General features: G+C 63.8%; 14 protein-coding genes. 8 read left to right on the forward strand and 6 right to left on the reverse strand.

From position 1 onward, the window contains the following. Positions 1–117: 117 nt before the first annotated feature. The 4 genes from betA to speB form a co-directional block, all read right to left on the reverse strand. On the reverse strand, positions 118–1803 hold the full coding sequence (gene betA, locus QU481_RS06680) for a choline dehydrogenase (RefSeq protein ID WP_289829150.1): 1686 nt from the start codon (positions 1801–1803) through the stop codon (positions 118–120). A 33-nt stretch (positions 1804–1836) separates the two neighbouring features. Then, positions 1837–3342: a purine-cytosine permease family protein gene (locus QU481_RS06685; RefSeq protein WP_289829151.1), complete on the reverse strand. Its 1506-nt coding sequence runs from the start codon at positions 3340–3342 to the stop codon at positions 1837–1839. Positions 3343–3482: 140 nt separating this feature from the next. Beyond that, on the reverse strand, positions 3483–4991 hold the full coding sequence (locus QU481_RS06690) for an aldehyde dehydrogenase family protein (RefSeq protein ID WP_289829152.1): 1509 nt from the start codon (positions 4989–4991) through the stop codon (positions 3483–3485). A gap of 75 nt (positions 4992–5066) precedes the next feature. Continuing rightward, the gene (gene speB, locus QU481_RS06695) at positions 5067–6056 is read right to left on the reverse strand and encodes an agmatinase (protein ID WP_289829153.1); all 990 of its coding nucleotides are present in this window, start codon (positions 6054–6056) and stop codon (positions 5067–5069) included. 144 nt (positions 6057–6200) lie between these two features. On the opposite strand from speB, the gene QU481_RS06700 reads away from it, so the two are divergent. The 5 genes from QU481_RS06700 to QU481_RS06720 all read left to right on the forward strand — a co-directional run bounded on the left by QU481_RS06700 (position 6201) and on the right by QU481_RS06720 (position 11475). Then, positions 6201–7106, forward strand: coding sequence for a LysR family transcriptional regulator (locus tag QU481_RS06700; protein ID WP_289829154.1), 906 nt, complete (start codon positions 6201–6203; stop codon positions 7104–7106). A 266-nt stretch (positions 7107–7372) separates the two neighbouring features. Continuing rightward, positions 7373–7978 carry a dienelactone hydrolase family protein gene (locus tag QU481_RS06705; RefSeq protein ID WP_289829155.1) on the forward strand — a complete coding sequence of 202 codons (606 nt, stop codon included), beginning with the start codon at positions 7373–7375 and terminating at the stop codon, positions 7976–7978. Positions 7979–8324: 346 nt separating this feature from the next. Then, positions 8325–10946, forward strand: a complete 2622-nt coding sequence (locus QU481_RS06710; protein ID WP_289829156.1) for an intermembrane phospholipid transport YdbH family protein — start codon at positions 8325–8327, stop codon at positions 10944–10946. Between the two features lie 19 nt (positions 10947–10965). Beyond that, complete coding sequence (locus tag QU481_RS06715; RefSeq protein WP_289829157.1) at positions 10966–11142, forward strand: YnbE family lipoprotein; 177 nt, start codon at positions 10966–10968, stop codon at positions 11140–11142. A gap of 9 nt (positions 11143–11151) precedes the next feature. Next, positions 11152–11475 carry a YdbL family probable chaperone protein gene (locus QU481_RS06720; protein WP_289829158.1) on the forward strand — a complete coding sequence of 108 codons (324 nt, stop codon included), beginning with the start codon at positions 11152–11154 and terminating at the stop codon, positions 11473–11475. A 233-nt stretch (positions 11476–11708) separates the two neighbouring features. Here the strand turns inward: QU481_RS06720 and QU481_RS06725 are convergent, their stop codons facing one another. Further along, a complete protein-coding gene (locus tag QU481_RS06725; RefSeq protein ID WP_289829159.1) occupies positions 11709–12542 on the reverse strand; it encodes a class II glutamine amidotransferase in 834 nt (277 codons plus the stop codon). A gap of 376 nt (positions 12543–12918) precedes the next feature. On the opposite strand from QU481_RS06725, the gene QU481_RS06730 reads away from it, so the two are divergent. Beyond that, positions 12919–13623: an alpha/beta fold hydrolase gene (locus tag QU481_RS06730; RefSeq protein WP_289829161.1), complete on the forward strand. Its 705-nt coding sequence runs from the start codon at positions 12919–12921 to the stop codon at positions 13621–13623. Between the two features lie 67 nt (positions 13624–13690). On the opposite strand, the gene QU481_RS06735 is transcribed toward QU481_RS06730, so the two are convergent. After that, entirely contained in the window at positions 13691–16468 is a 2778-nt protein-coding gene (locus tag QU481_RS06735) for an EAL domain-containing protein (protein ID WP_289829163.1), read from the reverse strand. 215 nt (positions 16469–16683) lie between these two features. Here QU481_RS06735 and QU481_RS06740 point away from each other — a divergent pair, with 215 nt between their 5' ends. Both QU481_RS06740 and ubiG read left to right on the forward strand, forming a co-directional pair. Next, a complete protein-coding gene (locus QU481_RS06740; protein ID WP_289829164.1) occupies positions 16684–18009 on the forward strand; it encodes a TRZ/ATZ family hydrolase in 1326 nt (441 codons plus the stop codon). 3 nt (positions 18010–18012) lie between these two features. Then, complete coding sequence (ubiG, locus tag QU481_RS06745) at positions 18013–18714, forward strand: bifunctional 2-polyprenyl-6-hydroxyphenol methylase/3-demethylubiquinol 3-O-methyltransferase UbiG (RefSeq protein ID WP_289829165.1); 702 nt, start codon at positions 18013–18015, stop codon at positions 18712–18714. Positions 18715–18824 lie beyond the last annotated feature (110 nt).

An 18824-nucleotide genomic window follows, 5' to 3' on the forward strand; every position in this document is an offset into this window, starting at 1 on the left:
GAGGTGCCAGCGCTGGAGAAGGCGCTGGTTTCGGACTCGCAGTATCCCGGCAGCCACGCCTCCCTGGCATGCAACGGCCCGGCAAAGTGACTTTGCCGGGCCGTTAGTGGCGTCACGTCAAGCCGCGACGTTTCGCATCGGCGCGCGGGTGCGCTGGCGCGACTCCCACCCCTCGGCGAGACCGACCGACGCCTCCGACGGTGCTAGCATCGGACGGCCGCGCACCAGGTCGGCGGCGCGTTCGGCCAACATGATGGTCGGCGCGTTGAGGTTGCCGTTCGGCTCGGTCGGGAACACCGAGGAATCGATCACGCGCAGCCCCTCCAGGCCGCGCACGCGCAGCTCCGAATCGACCACCGCCATGTCGTCCTCGCCCATCCGGCACGAGCCGCACGGATGCATGGTGCTCTCCATATTGGCGCGCACGAAGGCATCGATCTCATCATCGGTCTGCACGTTGGGACCCGGCGCCAGCTCGACGCCGCGATAACGGTCCATCGCCGGCTGGGCGAGGATCTCGCGGGTCAGCCGCACGCAGCGGCGGAAGCCCTCGCGATCCTCCTCGCTCTCCAGATAGTTGAAGCGGATCTCCGGATGGGCGAACGGGTCGGCGGACAGCGCGTGCACATGGCCGCGGCTCTTGGGCTTGTTCGGCCCGGTCAGCACCATGAAGCCGTGGCCCTTGAACGGCTTGTCGCCGTCATAGCGCATCGCGGCCGGCAGGAAGTGGAACTGGATGTCAGGCCAGCGCAGCCCCGCCTCGGAGCGGATAAAGCCGCCCGCCTCGAAGTGGTTGGAGGCGCCGAGCCCGTCCTTGAACAACAGCCAACGCAGGCCGATCATCGCCTTGCCCCAGAGGCCCATCTTGCCGTTGAGCGTGATCGGCTCCTTGCAGGTGTACTGGATGTAGATCTCCGAGTGGTCCTGCAGGTTCTCGCCGACGCCGGGCAGCGCGTGCTTGACCGCAATACCGGCCTTTTTCAGTACCTCGGCCGGGCCGATGCCGGAGCGCTGCAACAGATGCGGCGAGCCGATCGGGCCGGACGACACCAGCACCTCGCGGCGGCAACGCACCGTGTGAGTGACGCCATCCTGATCGTAGGTGACACCGACGGCGCGCTTGCCCTCGAGCAAAATCTGCCGCGTCATCGCGTGGGTAATCACGGTCAGGTTCGGCCGCTGCATGGCCGGGCGCAGATAGGCGTTGGCGGTGGACCAGCGCACGCCGTTCTTCACCGTCATATGCATCGCGCCGAAGCCCTCCTGCATATGGCCGTTACAGTCCTCGGTCTTGATGTAGCCTGCCTGGGCGCCGGCCTCGACCCAGGCGCCGTACAGCGGGTTCTGCATATTGTTGCCGTTGTTGGTGGACAGCGGCCCGGCATCGCCGCGGTAGTCGTCGCCGCCGAACTTGTAGCTCTCGGCGCGCTTGAAGTAGGGCAGGCAGTGGCGATAGCCCCAGTTCTTGGCGCCGAGCGATTCCCACTCGTCGAAGTCGAAGGCATGGCCACGGATGTAGACCAGGCCGTTGATCGACGAGGAGCCACCCAGTACCTTGCCACGCGGGCAGTGCAGGCGCCGGTTGTTGAGATGCGGCTCGGGCGCGGTCTCGAAGTGCCAGTTGAAACGCTTGGTGTTCATCGGCAGCGAGAAGGCGCTCGGCATCTGAATGATGACGCTCTTGTCACTGCCACCGTATTCCAGCACCAGCACGGTGACGTTCGGGTCCTCGGTCAGCCGGTTGGCCAGCACGCAGCCGGCCGATCCGGCGCCGACGATGATGTAGTCGAATACGCGAGTCATGATAGTTATCTCTCGAATTGAGGGGCCGGATGCTTACCAGCTATCGCCAGTGGTGTACTGCGGCGCGGTCTTCTCGATATGGCGGATGACCGCCTCTTCCTTGTCCAGGTCCAGCGACAGGCACAGCAGGTAGTAGGCCACGCCGGAGACGATCAGCCCGACCAGCCAGGCCATGTCGACGCTGCCGATCATCTTGGCCAGCGGCCCGACGTACACCTCCTCGGTGCCGTTGAAGATGCTGAAGAACGGGATCATCGCGACGAAGCCGATCAGGTAGGCGATCAGGCCGCGGCTGCCCCAGTGGCCGTAGATGTTGTTGTGCGGCAGGAAGAAGTGCGGGATCGCGTAGCGGCCCTTGCGCACGAAGAAGTAGTCGGTCAGGTTGACCGCGGTCCACGGCACCAGGAAATACAGCATCACCACCAGGTAGATGTTCAGCACCGACAGGCCCGATCCCGAAGCATAGATGCCCATCGCCACACCCAGCTGCAGGAACACCACGAACAGGATGGCCCAGACGCGCACCTTGGCCGTGGGGGTGATTTTCAGGAACGAGTCGACGCCGGTGATCGCCGTCAGCTTGGCACTGTAGATGTTCATCGCGATCACCGGCAGGAAGGCGAGGATGGTGATCGCCACCACCACGGTGCCCAACTGCGGTGCGACGCTGGCGCCGACGCTATTAAGCGCGACCAGCACATCGGTAGCGTGCAGGTGCTCGCCCAGCCAGCCACCCACCGCGATCATCCATGCGCCCGACAACGAGGCGCCGAGGAACACCGCCGCGATCAGCTTGCCACTCGAGGTGTTCTTCGGCAGATAGCGCGAGTAGTCCGACACATACGGTGCGTAGGCGATGTTGTAGCTAGCGCCGGCGGCGAACTGGGCGATGAACCCGATCCAGTTGAAGCCCAGCGGCGCGGCCGGCGCGGTGCCGGCAACAGCAGGTGCGTCGTGGATCCAGCCCATCAGCACTGCCAGCGTCACGATGCCGTACAGCGGCAGCGACAGGAACAGCGACCATTTGAACGACTTGTGCATCCAGTCGTGGCCGAGGATGGCCAGGATGGTCGCCGGCACCGTCACCGCCAGGCCCACCTGCATCGGACCCCACGAGAACAGCGTCTTCAGACCCTGCATCATCAGCACCAGGTTGACGATGTTGAAGCCGGCGAACACGAACAGCGTCGCCAACAGCACCAACACTACGCCGCGGTAGCCGAACTGGGCACGCGACTGGATCATCTGCGGCAGGCCCAAATGCGGCCCCTGCGAGCCGTGGAAGGCCATAAACAGGGTGCCGAACATGATGCCCAGCGTGCCGGCAATCGTGGTCCACAGCGAGCTGAGTCCCACACTCGGACCGACGAAGCCGATCGTCATCGTGAAAAAGGTGAAATTGCCGACAAACCAGAACGGTCCTTGCGTGGACAGTTTGTCGGTGCGCTCGTGCTCCGGAATGAAGTCGATCGAATGGCCTTCGATCTCCAGCCCGCCTTGCCCTTGGGACACGCTGGCTTGTTGCTTGCCCGATTTCATCAGGTTTCTCCTCCATAGCTTGTCGCCGTCGCGGCAGCGCTCGGAGCGCCGCCCGCGACAGTCCCGCCGACCGGGTTCACCCGGCCGGCAGTCGTCCGCGATTGATGTCACTGCGCCGAGGGCGGTGTGCCCGCCTCTTGTCAGGGCAGCGTGATCCAGACTGCTTTGGTTTCCATCAGGTGATCGAGCTGTTCCGGGCCCAAGTCCTTGCCGAAGCCGGACTCCTTGTAGCCGCCGAACGGCATCGACGGGTCGAGCGTGCCGTGGGCGTTCACGTAGACCGACCCGGCCGACAGGCGCGGGATCAGGCTGTGCACGCGGCCGATATCGCGGGAGTAGATCGCCGCGGCGAGGCCGAACGGCGAATCGTTGGCCATCCGCACTGCATCGTCGAGGTCGTCGAACGGCGCGGTCGTCAGTACCGGGCCGAAGATCTCCTCACGCACGATGCGCATGTCGTTGCGGCAGTGAGCGAAGATGGTCGGCTCGACGAAGAAGCCCGGGCCGGACAGCGTGCCGCCGCCGTACACTAACTCGGCACCCTCGTGCCGACCAGCATCGATGTAGTCGGTGACGCGGTCCAACTGCTTGGCCGACACCAGCGGGCCGAGGAAGCAGTCAGGGTCGAGGCCGGGGGCGATCTTCAGCGTGCTGGTATAGGCGATCAGCTCCTGCAAGAAGGCGTCGTAGACGCTGCGGTGCACATAGGCGCGGGTACCGGCGTCGCAGACCTGGCCGGAGTTGAAGAACACCCCGTTGGCCACCGCCTGCGCGGCGGCGGCGATGTCGGCATCGTCGAGCACCAGCACCGGCGACTTACCACCCAGCTCCAGCGTGACGTGCTTGAGGTGATCGACCGCGCTGCGGCCCACGTTGCGGCCCACCGGGGTCGAGCCGGTGAAGGTCAGCTTGTCGATGCCCGGGTGTTCGGCCATCGCGGCGCCGACCACGCTGCCGCGCCCGGTGACGATGTTGACCACACCGTCAGGGATGCCGGCTTCTTGCACCAGTTCGGCAAAGCGCAGCGTCGACAGCGAGGTCAGCTCGGCCGGCTTGACCACGGTGGTGCAGCCGACCGCCAGCGCGGCGGCGAGCTTCCAGGCCATGGTCTGCAGCGGGAAGTTCCACGGCACGATGGCGCCGACCACGCCGATCGGCTCCTTACGGGTGTAGGCGAGGTAGTTGCCCGGCAGCGACGGTTCGACGGTGCGGCCGTGCAGCTTGGATGCCCAGCCGGCGAAATAGCGGAAGGTGTCGACGGTGCCCTGCACGTCGACGGCGCGGGCATTGGCCACCGACTTGCCCATGTCGATCGATTCGAGTTCGGCCAGCTCGGTGGCGTTGGCCTCGATCAGATCGGCGAGACGGTGCAGCAGGCGCTCGCGCTCCAGCGGCTTGAGGCGGCGCCACTCGCCGCCATCGAACTGGCGGCGCGCGGCGGCGACGGCTCGGTCGAGATCGGTGGCGTGGCCGGCCGGCACGTGAGTGATCAGGCCACCGGTTGACGGTTCGATCACCTCGAAGGTCTGGCCGTCGCGGCTGTCGAGCCAGGCACCGTCGATGAACATCTTCTGCGGCTTGGCGAGGAAGCGACGCGTCGCCTCCGAGACGCCGAATCGTTCCAGGTATTGCTGTACAACTGCATCCATCGTGTTTCTCCTCAGTAGTTCTCTGCTTTCCCGCATCTTGGTGGCGGGTTGTGTGGGGATTCGATCGGCTAGCGCTTACTTCCTGTGCGCCTTGTCAGTAGCGCGGTCGTGGAAGATGAAACCGAGACTGTTCATTAGCAACTGCGCGGCGAGGATCGAAGTCACCCCGGCCGGGTCGTAGGCGGGAGCCACCTCGACCAGGTCCATGCCGATAATGTTGCCTGCGCAGCGCCTTGACAATGCTTGAATGATTTCCAACACCTCGTAATAGGTGAAGCCGCCGTGGCTGGGGGTACCGGTACCTGGCGCGATCGACGGATCGAAGCCGTCGATATCGATGGTGATGTAGTAGGCGGCGCCGGCCGGAATCTGCTCTAGCACCCCCTCGGCGCCGAGACGGCGCACATCACGCACCGACAGGATCTGCGAACCGGCGGCGCGTGCAGCATCGTAATCGTCGCGGTTGGACGAGGAGACGTTGCGGATGCCCAGCTGCGTCATGCCGACAATGTGATCCATCTCCGAGGCACGGCGCAGCGGGTTGCCGTGGCCGTAGCGCACGCCGTGGCGCTCGTCGACGAAGTCCAGATGGGCGTCGAAGTGGATGATGTGGATCGGCCCGCGGCCCTCGTAGGCCTTGATGACCGGAGCGTGGATCGAGTGGTCGCCGCCGAGCACCACCGGCATCGCGCCCGCGGCAAGGATCTTGCGCACCGCGTGCTCGATGTTGGCGTTGCTGCTGGCCATATCGGTGTGGACGATGTCCGCGTCGCCGACGTCGACCATGCGCACCTGCTCGCGGGTCAGATAGAGCTTGTCGTCCTCGTGGTCGTAAGCGCCGGAATGGCCGAAGGAAAACAGCGTCGAGGCCTCGCGAATGGCGCGCGGGCCGAAACGGGCGCCGGAACGCCACTGGGTGCCCATGTCGTTCGGCGCGCCGAGAATCGCCACATCGGCATCGATGGCTTCCCAGTCGAGGCAGACCGGCGATTTGGCAAAGGTGCAATGGCCCACGAACGGCAGGTTCAAACGCCCCGTTTCATAGCCGTTTTTCTGCATTTCCATTTCTCCTCCTTGGTTTGAATCAGCAAGGCTTGAAGGCGCACTTGCTTTTCAGTGACTATGAGGAGAGATGTGCGCCAGAAAAATAACCAACATCAGATACTCAAATCGGAATTTCCGATGTGACTAGGCGGGGGAGAAATAGCCGTGAAGCAGCTGCAGGATGTCGATTTGAAACTGCTTAGGGTGTTCATGACGATCGTGAAGTGCGGCGGGTTTTCCGCCGCCCAGGCTGCGCTGAACAGCAGCCAGTCCACGATCAGCGAACAGATGAACAATCTGGAAACTCGTCTGGGCTGCACGCTGTGCGAGCGGGGCCGCGGCGGCTTCCGGCTGACCGAGCACGGAATGGCCGCCTACGAGGCCGCGCAACGGCTGATGCTGGCGGTAGACACCTTCTGCACGGACACCAGCGCGCTGACGCAGCGCATTGCCGGCAAGCTCTACCTCGGCATCATCGACAACACCGTCACCGACGACGAATCCCCGCTGCCTCCGGCACTGCACCGCTTCGTGTCGCGGGGCCACGACGTGCAGCTCGACGTCTACATCGGCACCCCGGCGGAGCTGGAGGAACGCGTGCTCGACGGCCGTCTGCACGTCGCGATCGGCCACTTTCCGCTGCGCGTCCCCGGCCTGTCCTATCTGCACCTGTACGAGGAGCCCGACGGCCTGTATTGCGGTCGCCACAGCCCGCTTTACCAGCGGGCACCGAGCGAACAGGCGCTGTTCGAGCGGATCGCCGAGAGCCATATCGTGGCCCGCGGCTATCTGCAGCAGCGCGATCTGGAACTGCTACAGGCGAGCAAGGCGACGGCCACCGTCGACAACATCGAGGCCCAGGCCCTGCTGATCCTCTCCGGCGCCTACATCGGCTTTCTGCCGACCCACTATGCCGCCCAGTGGGTGGCGAGCGGCAGGATGCGCCAGATCGACCCCGAGCGCTTCAGCTCGGCATGGCCGTTTACCGCCGTCACCCGGCGCGGCACCGCCCAACCGCTGATCCTGCGGGCCTTCATGGAAGACCTGCAGGCCTGTGGACGACCGGTCTGAGTGCAGCCCAGCATTTCCCAGCACATTGAGAGGCCGTATTCTCCACATCGCCCCTATTCCTCCGGAACTTCATACGCCACATGCAGCCCCCAGCCCCCTTCCCTCCGCCAGACGCTGACGGCAAGCACACTGCGATTCAGGCAGCAGACGCTCTCCTGAGTCCCTGGGTGCAGCAAGCCGACCTCAGCCTCCCCGCCGGCTGTTGCGGGCCATCCCCCTGGCAAGGGAAGCTGCACCAGCTCCCGTCGCACCTTGAACGGCCTCCATTGCCGCTGGTGCTGTTCCTGCACGGCTCATCCGGCCTGAACGAACAGACCCGCCGCTATCAGCGCTGGCTCAACGAGGCGTTGGGCGTGGCCACCTTGGCGCCCGACAGCTTCGCCATCCCGAACCGTCCTCGTTACCGCAGCCCCGCCACCATCGCAGAGTACGAAACGGTGCACCGGCTCAGGCAGGCGGAAATCCAGACCGCTCTCGCTGCGCTGCCGCTGCTGGAGTGGGTGGATCGGCAGCGACTCGTGTTGGCCGGCAGCAGCGAAGGCGCCGTTGCCGTGGCGCGCTGGCGTGGAGACGAATTTCTCGGCCGCATCATTTACTCCTGGACCTGCGAGGACAACTACTTTGTCGACAAGGCCGACAATGGCTTCGCCGAGGATTGCCCGATACTGAACATCCTTTCCGACAGCGACCCCTTTTTCGGCGCATCCAGCGAATTCAACCGCGGGCTCGCCGTTCTCGGCGACAGCCGCGCTGCCTTGCGTGAGATGGCAAACGCCCGGATGGTGATTCTGCCCAATGCCCCCCATACCCTGTACAACTTGCCTGCGGCGCGCACCCATACCCGTGATTTCCTGCTCGAACTGTTGGCATGACGCAGATAGCCCCAGCCGGGTGAAGTCGGCGGGGGCATTACCCGACAGCACGATTGTCGAGGGCGGCTTGCCCGTGGCTTGAAACAAGCACTGCGCCCCTGAATCGCCCTCTTCCCATTTCATCAGCCCATCGACAGAGCGGTAAGCAGACACCGGGTCGAGACGGCTTCGTAGCGTGGCTCGTCGGCATATAACGCCGTTGCGGCCCTATCTCGCAACAGATCCCGATTGCCCGTATATGCTCAAGTACGGGGGAAAATTGGATGCCGGGAACGAGCGGTGGCCTGCTCCTGCCCAGCGGCCAGCCAACACTCGCGAACCTTGCAACAGATGGGTGCAAATCCTTATGGGCTCTCGTCTTGCATTTGTGCGTCGCTACGGCCGCTGGCTGATCGCGCTGGCGCTGCTGCCCCTATTGGGGCTGCTGATAGCGGTGGTCCTCGCTTACGAGCAGGGCATCCGAGTCGAGAGCCTCGGCTGGCACGACGGGCTGGAGTTGACGCAGTGGCAGAGGCTGCAGAGCGGCTGCGTCAGCGCCATGGGCAGCCGCCTGCGGATCACCGGCTGGTACCCGCTGACGATCGCCATGACCGATATGCATCTGCCCAAGTGCCCTACCGCCCCCAAGGAGCTGTCCCCGCCACCGTGGACGCCCCCCTTCGACCTCTCCATCGCTGCCCTCACCGTTCCCGGCCTGCCGCCGATCGCGGTGGTTATCCACCAGCGCGAACAGCGCTGGCACGCCCAAGCAAGGCACCGGCACAGCCAGGCCACGGCGGTCTACGACCGCCCTTCGGGGCGCTGGAGCGCGCAAGGCCAATTGCAGGCGGCGGACATCGCTCCCCAGCTTCTGGGCGCGCTGAACGTGACCGGCAAGGGGGGGTGGCTGCCCCATCGCCTGGAGGGCGCCTTGCAGGCGGAGGGACAGCAACTGGGTTATGCGGGGCAGCCCCAGCGGGGCAGTGTGAGGCTCGAGGCCGCACTCGCCGCCAAGCAATGGCGGGTGAACGCCGCACTGGGAGCACCGCTGGCAGTCGGTGGCGGCTGGCGCCTGGAGGCCGGGCATGCGCTCCGAGCCAGCGGCAGCCTGGACGGGGTGCAGTCCCTCAACCTCAACATGCTGGCGACCGGTCCGCAGGGCAATGTGCGACTGGCCCTGAATACCGAAGGCGGAAACGTGGCGCGCGGCCAGGGCAGTCTGGCACTGGCCGGAGCCGAGCTGGCCGGCACGGTGCCAATACGCTGGAATCGGCAAGAACTGACATTGTTACCGGCGGCAGTACAGCTGCCCGCTGGACTACGGCTTCGCTGGCCCCGCCCGCTGGTGCTGCCGCTGGCTCTGGCCGGCAGCAGCTCGATTTCCGCCGAACTTCAGTACCAGGAACTCCGCTTCGACACCGTCGACAGTCGCTTGTCCTGGCAGCAAGCCCGGTGGAGCTGGCAAGGGCGACTCGAGCTGGCGGGCCGGGCCGGCGGCCATGAACTGACCGGAACCTGGCAGGGCCATATCGATGCCGCAGGCCTCAGCGGCGATCCGGCCAGCCTGACGATCAAGGGGCCGGAACTGATGGTGACGCTGCGCTTGCCGGTGGCCGACCTTCACCCACCGCGCTGGAGCACGCAGGCGCAGTTCAATGGCCGCTACCGCCACTTCCCGGTCAGCGGGGTGCTCAGTGCCGGCTATGCAGCGGGACGTTGGGCTGGGGTCGTGGATGGCCGCTCCAAGCTTCCGTTCTATACCCAGGGCGGAGAGCTGGCGGTGGCCTCCCCCTGGTACGGCAAGGAGGGACAGTGGTTTCTGGACAGCGGTAGCCGCATCACGATTGCCAAAGGCCTGATCGCCACCACCCTGCTCAAGCCGATGAGCGTGACCGCCGCCACGCCACTGCGCATCGGCCCCAAAGGCGTATTCGGCACCTTGCAAATCAGCGCGGACGGTGCCGTGGGTTCACGCTGGATCCTGCCCAACGTGGCCGGGCAATTGACCGTCGCCGGGCGGCAAGGCAAAGCCCGCTTGAGTCTGCCAGCATGGCAATCCGAGCTGACGATGACGGCAACGATGGCACGCAGCTCACAGCGGACCGGTGCGCAAGGCACGGTGACCCTCACCGCTCCGCTGTCGGCCACGATGAGCCGTGGCCTCGGCGTTACCTTGCAGAAGGGCATGCTCAACGGCCAGGGTCGCTGGCAGTGGCAGGACCACTGGCGGCTGCAGGGCGATATCGCCGTGTCCGGACTGACACTGAACTGGGGTAGCGTGCTGGCTTCGGACGGCAACGGGGCCGCGCATATCGAACTGGACCAGAACGGCGTGACGCTCACCAGTATCGGGCCCATCACGCTGGCCGAGCTGGGGATCGGCACGCAGGTGCGCAATGCCCACATGACAGTGCAGTCCGACCTGAGCACCTGGCACTTCACCGATGTTTACGCCGAGGTGCTGGGAGGCATTATGAGCGCCGCGAGCCTGCAATGGCCCTCCCAGCAGTATCAGACGGTCGCGGTCAGCCATCTGGACCTGGCGCAGGTGGCCGCCCTGCAAAACGATCCGAACCCGACGGTACAGCTCGCCGGCCGCGTGGGCGGAAATCTGCCGCTCCAGTTGATGAAGGATGACCTCGCTCTGCGGGATGGGTTCATCAGCAACGAAGGCCCCGTATCGCTGAAGATCCTGCCCTCGGCCGGGATCAGCTCGATGGGCCAATCCAACCAGGCGGTGCAATTGGCGCTGGACACCCTGAGCAACCTGGCGATCCACGACTTTCACGCCCGTCTGAACATGAAGCCGGATGGCTGGCTGGATGCCGCAGTGACCATCAAGGGCCGGAACCCGCAGCAAAACAGCCTGCCGGTCGTACTAAACTACAGCCACCGGGAAAATGTGCTGGAACTGTTGCGCAGCCTGCGCATTGGGGATGAACTGGCCCGGCGGGCAATGCATCGGAAGCCTGCGGAAGGCTTGCGCTGACAGGATGCGGAGGACGCTCATGAAACCCGTTTGGCTGGTGGCCTTACTGCCTCTGGTAGCCTGTACCCCACGGGTCGCGCTTGAGGCTCCGAAGGAGCCGATCACCATCAATCTGAACGTGAAAATCGACCATGAGATCCGCCTCAAGGTGGAAAAAGACGTCGATACGCTCAGTCAAGACAAATCCTTGTTCTAAGGGCGAGCGATGAAAACGACGATGCAATTGTTGGCGGCGCTGCTGCTGACCTGCAGTGCGCTGACCATGGCGCTTGATCTCGGGAGCGCCAAGTCGCAGGGGCTGGTGGGGGAACAACCCGACGGTTATCTGGGCGTCGTCCAGCCAACGCCGGATGCCGTGGGACTGGCCGCCGACATCAATGCCAAGCGCCGCGCAGCTTACGAAGCCATTGCTCAAAAGAACGGCGCCACCCTGGATCAAGTGGCCGCGCTGGCGGGGCAGAAAGCGATAGAGAAGACCCCGCCGGGCACCTATATCAAGACGCCGAATGGTCAGTGGGTCAAAAAATAGCGCCGTGCGATGATGCCAAGGCCACGAGATGCGGCAGGGCGTTGTTCATGGCCTCGTCCAACCAGTGACCGTGGCCGCAGCCCATTCAACGGCTGTCCAGCCAGCACGGACAAGGAGGGATTGGCAACACGGGGGCTTGGACAAGGCAATGACGAAGACGCCGCTGTGGCCTGGAGCGACGAAACCCTGGTATCGCAATAATTGTCTGGGCAGAGGAAAGAGGCCTCTCAACCTTATGGCAAGTGCGGGTTGAAGCATTGTTTGGTGATATCGCCCCGCTTCGCGACGATGGCCATCCTCTCCGGCACTTCCTCCCACACCCCGGGCAGGTCGCTGAGCGGTTCCGACAGCACGAGGAAGGCGTCCTCCCCTACGGCGGTGATACGCGGATTGTCCGGGTACAGTTTGCGCAGACAGCGGAACGAGGTGCTGTGAAACAACGAGCGCGACTGCGCTTCGCTGGAATAACGCACTGCGACCAGTTGCTCGCCGTCGGTCGCGCAGACCGTCATATTGACCGGCTGCTCTACCCCATGGCGCCGTCCGGTTTCCTCGACCACCGCGACCATCCGCTCCAGTGCCGCCACCGGGTCGGTCTCAAGCCCGTATGTCAGCGCAAGGAAGAACATCAACTCCGAGTCGGTCGACCCCTCGATCGATGTAAACAGCTCCGCGCCGACCGCCAGCATCAAGTCGCGGCGGACGAGGTGATAGTCGCGGATCAGCCCGTTGTGTACAAACAGCCAGCGACCATGCCGGAACGGATGGCAGTTGGTCTCCTGCACCGGGGTGTCGGTGGCCGAGCGCACGTGGGCGAGAAACAGCGGTGCATGAATGGCACGAGCCGCCTCGCGCAGGTTCCGGTCGCTCCATGCCGGGTTTACGCAGCGGTAGAGGTAGGGAATCTCGTCATGTCGGCCGTACCAGCCGATGCCGAAACCGTCACCATTGGTGGTGGTGGCGCCAAGATGAGAATACACACTCTGATCGATCAGGGAATGCTTAGTCTGAAACAGCAACATCTCAAGCGGAACGGGATTACCCGAGTACGCAACCCAGCGGCACATGGTCTGCCTCCTGATAGACGGTCTTATCCAAGAAGACCTGTGCAGTGGAACACAATGCCCCCGACGGGATTGGCAATGCCACTGCGCACGGATGATGTGAATACCGCACTAGAATCAGGCGCTTGCGTCTAGATATCGGCCCACGCCAAGCTGTGATCAGGCCAGACGATAGGACAGCCCAGGCGAAACGCGTCCCAAGAAAACGTGAACGGTGGCACCGGATCGATACGCTGGCCGTGCCATCCAGCATCACCGTTTCCGTTGCTAAAACGTCCGCGCTTTGTTCATGTTAGTCAGTCTATCGGCACCATCGCTCTCTTGCCGCTTGGCATGGCTTTTTGCCACACTGGCCCCAATCCAACCGCCCGCCTCGCTTATGCCATACCCCGTCTATTTCCTCCCCGGCACTCAGTGCGACGAGCGTCTGTGGCAACGCTTGGCTCCGCTGCTGCCCAACATCGAACCTACCTACGTGCCGCTCCAGCATGCCCGTAACCATACCGGCATGATGGCCTGCATCTCCGATGCCACCTCGGCTCGCGCCGATCTGGTGGCGTTCTCGATGGGAGGGTATCTTGCCTTGCAGCACGTGCTGGCTCATCCGGAACGCGTGCGTTCGCTGGTATTGATCGCCTGCACGGCAGCGGGGTTGAGCGCTACGGAACAGACGACCCGCAAGCAAGCATTGTCCTGGCTGCAGCGCCATCCGTATCAGGGCATGTCGTCGCAGAGGCTGGCGCAGTTCGTCCACCCTAGCCGTCGGCACGACCCTGCCGTGGTCGACGTAGTGCGTCAGATGGACAGGGAGTTGGGCAAGGACACGCTGATCACGCAGCTGCGGGAGACCAGCGAGCGAGCATCGCTGATCGAGCGGTTACCTGCCCTGCCCTGCCCGGTGCTGCTGGTGGGCGGTCAAGATGACGCGATGGTGCCGGTCTCGGCGCTGCAGACGATGCATGCGGCTCTACCAGACAGCCAGCTTGCGCTGTTGCCGGAGACAGGTCATATGGTGCCGCTGGAGCAGCCCGAGCGACTCGCCGCCTTGCTGGCCGATTTCTACCAGCGGGTGTTCCCCACCTGAGCCTGCACAAAAAAAGTTGGCCGAATCGCTTCGGCCAACTTTGGTCTTGCCCACTCTGAATGACACCTTAAGGCAGCGCCATCTCACTCGGCAACATCGCTCCATCTCGCAGCACCGCCTCGAAGCGTTCGGCCGGCAGCGGCGGTGACACCAGATAGCCCTGCACCTGGTCACAGCCTTCGTCTGCCAGGAAGCGCCATTGCTGTGCGGTCTCCACCCCTTCGGCCAGCACCTGCATATTCAGCGTTTTGGCCATCGCGATGATCGCGCGGGTGATCGCGCTGTCGTCCAGGTCCTGCGGGATGTCGCGCACGAAGCTGCGGTCGATCTTCAACGTGTCGGCCTTGAAGCGCTTCAGGTAGGACAGGCTGGAGTAACCGGTACCAAAGTCATCGATCGCCAGCGACACGCCGAGCGCACGCAATGCCTCGACCGCCTGCAGCGTGCCCTCAACGTCGTCCATCAGCACGCTCTCAGTCAGCTCGATTTCCAGGCAGGCGCCATCGAGATCGTACGCTACCAGCTGTCCCTCGATGACGCTCAACAGCTCCGGATCGCGGAACTGCAGCGCAGAGAGGTTGAGCGCCAGTTTTGGCAGAATGCAGCCGGCCGCCTTCCATTCGGCCAACTGGCGACACGCCTCTCGGATCACCCAGTTGCCGATCGCCACGATGAAGCCGCGCTCCTCGGCCACCGGGATAAAGCGCAGCGGCCCGATCAACCCCTGCTCCGGGTGGTTCCAGCGGATCAGCGCTTCGGCACCAAGCAGGCGGCCGTCGGTCATGTCGACCTGCGGCTGGTAGTGCAGCACGAACTCGTTGCGCTCCAAGGCGCCCCGGAACTGGCTCTCGATCGCCAACACCTCGCTGGCACGCACGTTGAGGTCGGCGGTGTAGAACTTGTAGTTGTTGCGGCCTGCCGACTTGGCCGCGTACATCGCGGCGTCGGCGTTGCGCACCAGCGTCTCGACATCGCTCCCGTCATCCGGATACATCGCGATGCCGATCGACGGGCTGACCGACAGCATATGACCATGCAGCTCGACCGGCTGCGCAAAACAATCGAGGATACGCTCCGCAGCACGCACCACTTCGCTCGGGCCGGCAGGCAGTGCCGGCAAGAGCACGATGAACTCGTCCCCCCCCTGGCGGGCGAGCATTTCGCCCGGGCCAAGTCTGCCGCGCAGCCGCTCGGCAACGACCTGCAACAGCATGTCGCCAGCCGAGTGGCCGAGCGACTCGTTGATCAGCTTGAAGCGGTCCAGGTCAAGCAGCAGCACCGCCATCTGGGTGTCGTCTCGTTCCGCCGCCTGCAGCGCCAGCTCGGCGCGCTCCTGCAGGTGTACCCGGTTCGGCAGATTGGTCAGCACATCGAAATGGGCGAGGAAGCGGATGCGCTCGTCGGCGGCCTTGCGCTCGGACAGGTCGCTGGCAATGCCGATGTAATGAGTCACCTCGCCGGTCGTGTTCTTTACCGCGTTGATCGCGATCCACTGCGGGTACACCGCCCCGCTCTTCTTGCGGTCCCACAGCTCGCCCTGCCAGGCGCCGGTCAGACGGATCTGCTGCCACATCGCCCGGTAGAACGCTGCATCGTGCAACTGCGACTTGAGGATGTTCGGCTTGGCACCGACCACCTCTTCCGGGCGATAGCCGGTGATCTCGGTGAATGCCTTGTTGACGCTCTGAATGCTCAAGTTGGCATCGGTGATCATGATCGCCTCGACGGTGTTGTCGAACACCTTGGCGGTCAATTCGATGTGCTCCTGGGCGGCGCGCTGCTCGGACACATCGCGCACCATCCGCCACACGGCATAGATGCGGCCGTAAGCATCGCGCATCGCCACGGTCTTGACGTTGACCGGCACGGTATTGCCGAAACGAGTGATATAGGTCGAGTCGATGTCGTCGCAGAAGCCGAAGCGCAACACCTCTTGGTCGATCTTCAGGCGCTCGGAGGTTTCGCTCTCCGGGGTCAGCAATGTCCAGAAGTTTTGCAGCTTGAGCTGTTCGGCGCTGTAACCGAGCAAGTTCAGGAACGCCGGGTTGGCGTCGAGGATCTGGCCATCCAGCGTGCTGATCACAATGCCGTCGAGGTTGGACCAGAACAGCTCTCGGTACTTGGTCTCGGAGCGGCGCAGCGCGTCCTCTACCTCGCGACGGCGGCTGATGTCGGCCTCGAGCGCCAGCGTCTTGGCCTCGGTCTCGTCGACCAGGCGCTTGAGTTCGGCGCGGGTCGCCTCAAGCTTGCGGCCAAGCTGGCTGACTTCGTCGTTGTCCGGCCACTCGAAATGGCCATCAAGCCGCAAGCCCGCCAAGGCGGCGATCTGTTCGGCCAATCTTTGCATCGGTTTCAGGAAGCGATGATGCAGGATCAGCATGATCAGCAGCGTGGCGCACACCAGCTGGATCAACAGCAGCAAGGCGGAGTTCAGCAGCAGGTGGTTCTGCTCGGTGATGATGTGCTGCCGGTCGAATTCGATCGCTACCTCGCCGATCTCCTCCCCCCGGTAAACCACCGGCTTTTTTAACACCTCCACCTCACCGAGGCGACGTTCGCTGCGTACTGCTGACATGAAAATGGTATTGGACAGATTGTCGGTGACCTGTACCGAGATCACGCGAGAATCCTCCATCAGCGAAGCGATCAGCGGCGCACCGCTCGGTCGCGACAGGTTCCACAACGGCTCCTGCATGCCGAGCGCGACGACCTCAAGCAGGCGACGCTGGTCAGTGACGAAGCGGCTGGTCAGCTCTTGGCGCTGCATGGTGAAACCGATCGCCGAACTAAGGATCGCCGGAATCAACAGGCCCAGCGCCACTGCCATCAGGAACAGTTGACGCAATGACAGTCGCCGGCCAAAGACAGTGTGGCCGGCCGGCGGTGGTGTTGCGGAGGATGACTGCGGGCCTAGGTCGTCTGAGCGGCGCATCCTGTTGAAAAATCCTTGTAAACGCATCGTAATGAGAAGCAAATACACAATGTCCACGCCAGCCAGCGGTTTGCCTTGGCAGAAGCAGACGCCTACAATCGCCGGCATTCTAGACTCGTGGAGGCCCTATGTCCCAGGCCCAGTTTGACAGCCTTATCTTTGCTCGCTGGATGATTACCGTCGAAACGGATGGAGAAATACTGGAAAATCATGCCATCGCGCTTAAGGATGGCAGAATTGCCGTCATCCTGCCAGCGGCAGAGGCACGCCAACTAGTTGCCGACGAGGTCATCGAGCTGGATCGCCATGTGCTGATGCCGGGCCTGATCAACCTCCACGGCCACTCGGCGATGACGCTGCTGCGCGGCTTGGCCGACGACAAGGCACTGATGGACTGGCTGAACAACCACATCTGGCCGGCCGAAGGCCGCCATGTGCGCGACGAATTCGTCTTCGACGGTTCGCTGATCGCGATGGCCGAAATGTTGCGTGGCGGCACCACCACAATCAACGACATGTACTTCTACCACGGCGCGGTCGCCCGCGCCGGCCTGTCGTCGGGCATGCGCACCTTTGTCGGCTGCTCCATCCTGGAGTTCCCGACCAACTACGGCGTCAACGCCGACGACTACATCGCCAAGGGAATGGCCGAGCGCCGCGAATTCCTCGGCGAGGAGCGCATCACCTTCACGCTGGCCCCGCACGCCCCGTACACCGTCTCGGACGACACCTTCCGCAAGGTGGTGACCCTGGCCGAACAGGAAGACATGCTGATCCACTGCCACATCCACGAGACCGCGGACGAGGTGGCCGGCAGCATCGAACAGCACCACCAGCGCCCACTCGCCCGCCTGCAGCAACTGGGCATGCTGTCGCCTCGCCTGGTGGCGGCGCACATGGTGCACCTGAACGACGAGGAGATCGAACTGGTCGCCCGTCATGGCGTGTCCATCGCGCATAACCCGACCTCGAACATGAAGCTCGCCTCCGGCATCGCGCCGGTACAGAAGCTCTTGGCCGCCGGCGTCAACGTCGGCGTCGGCACCGACGGCGCCGCTTCCAACAACAAACTCGACATGTTGGCCGAAACCCGCATGAGTGCCCTGCTGGCCAAGGTCGGCACGCTCGACCCGACTGCCGTACCGGCTGCCACTGCGATCCGCATGGCAACGCTGAACGGTGCCAAGGCGCTCGGCATCGACGACCAGGTCGGCTCCATCAAGGCCGGCAAGCAGGCCGACCTGATCGCGGTGGATCTTGCCACGATCGAGACCGCGCCGACCTTCGACCCGGTCTCGCACATCGTCTATGCGGCAGGCCGCGAACAAGTCACCCACACCTGGGTGGCTGGCGAATGCCTGCTGAAGGATCGCGTGCTGACCCGACTGAACCTCGCCGACCTGCTTGCCAAGGGCGAAGACTGGCGCGGCCGCATCCTGGCCAAAGGGGAGTAAGGGATGAGCGACAACGTCGATCAACTCGAACTGGACAAATTCAGCCAGCTCGCACACAAGTGGTGGGACAAGGAGAGCGAGTTCAAACCGCTGCACGAGATCAACCCGCTACGCCTCGGCTACATCGACCGCTTCGCCGACATCGCCGGCAAGACCGTGCTCGACGTCGGATGCGGCGGCGGCATCTTGGCGGAGAGCATGGCCGAGAAGGGTGCCACCGTGACCGGCATCGACCTTGCCAAGAAATCGCTGAAGGTCGCGCAGCTGCACAGCATGGAATCGGGCGTGCCGGTCGAGTACCGCTGCGTGCCCGTAGAGACGCTGGCCGACGAGCGACCCGCCGGCTTCGACGTAGTCACCTGCATGGAAATGCTCGAACACGTGCCATCGCCCGAAAGCGTAGTGCGTGCCTGCGCCGCGCTGGTCAAGCCGGGTGGCTGGGTGTTCTTCTCGACGCTGAATCGCAACACCAAGGCTTATCTGATGGCGATCCTCGGCGCCGAATACGTGCTGGGCCTCCTGCCACGCGGCACCCACGAATATTCCCGCTTCATCAAGCCGTCCGAACTGATCAGGATGACGCGAGGCGCCGGCCTGGAACTCGCCGACATCAGCGGCATGAGCTACAACCCGATCGCGCGCGACTACCATCTGTCACGCGATAGCGACGTTAACTACCTGATCGCAGTACGCCGTCCTCTTTAACAAAGAGCGCTGTCTGATTCGCGTCAACATCGGCCGGCTTTGTCCGGCCGATTCGCATTGTGTCCCTCGCTTGTACTTGGCGACAATTGATGACCCGCGTTACAATTTGG

The organism is Crenobacter oryzisoli (assembly GCF_030385785.1).
In the GTDB taxonomy this organism is placed as follows: domain Bacteria; phylum Pseudomonadota; class Gammaproteobacteria; order Burkholderiales; family Chromobacteriaceae; genus Crenobacter_A; species Crenobacter_A oryzisoli.

Excerpts from the sequence above, each read along its gene's own strand:
- QU481_RS06720 (WP_289829158.1), top strand. The coding sequence starts at position 11,152 with ATGAAAACGACGATGCAATTGTTGGCGGCGCTGCTGCTGACCTGCAGT.
- speB (WP_289829153.1), bottom strand. The coding sequence starts at position 6,056 with ATGGAAATGCAGAAAAACGGCTATGAAACGGGGCGTTTGAACCTGCCG.
- QU481_RS06730 (WP_289829161.1), top strand. The coding sequence starts at position 12,919 with ATGCCATACCCCGTCTATTTCCTCCCCGGCACTCAGTGCGACGAGCGT.
- QU481_RS06715 (WP_289829157.1), top strand. The coding sequence starts at position 10,966 with ATGAAACCCGTTTGGCTGGTGGCCTTACTGCCTCTGGTAGCCTGTACC.
- QU481_RS06710 (WP_289829156.1), top strand. The coding sequence starts at position 8,325 with ATGGGCTCTCGTCTTGCATTTGTGCGTCGCTACGGCCGCTGGCTGATC.
- QU481_RS06725 (WP_289829159.1), bottom strand. The coding sequence starts at position 12,542 with ATGTGCCGCTGGGTTGCGTACTCGGGTAATCCCGTTCCGCTTGAGATG.
- ubiG (WP_289829165.1), top strand. The coding sequence starts at position 18,013 with ATGAGCGACAACGTCGATCAACTCGAACTGGACAAATTCAGCCAGCTC.
- QU481_RS06685 (WP_289829151.1), bottom strand. The coding sequence starts at position 3,342 with ATGAAATCGGGCAAGCAACAAGCCAGCGTGTCCCAAGGGCAAGGCGGG.
- QU481_RS06690 (WP_289829152.1), bottom strand. The coding sequence starts at position 4,991 with ATGGATGCAGTTGTACAGCAATACCTGGAACGATTCGGCGTCTCGGAG.
- QU481_RS06740 (WP_289829164.1), top strand. The coding sequence starts at position 16,684 with ATGTCCCAGGCCCAGTTTGACAGCCTTATCTTTGCTCGCTGGATGATT.
- betA (WP_289829150.1), bottom strand. The coding sequence starts at position 1,803 with ATGACTCGCGTATTCGACTACATCATCGTCGGCGCCGGATCGGCCGGC.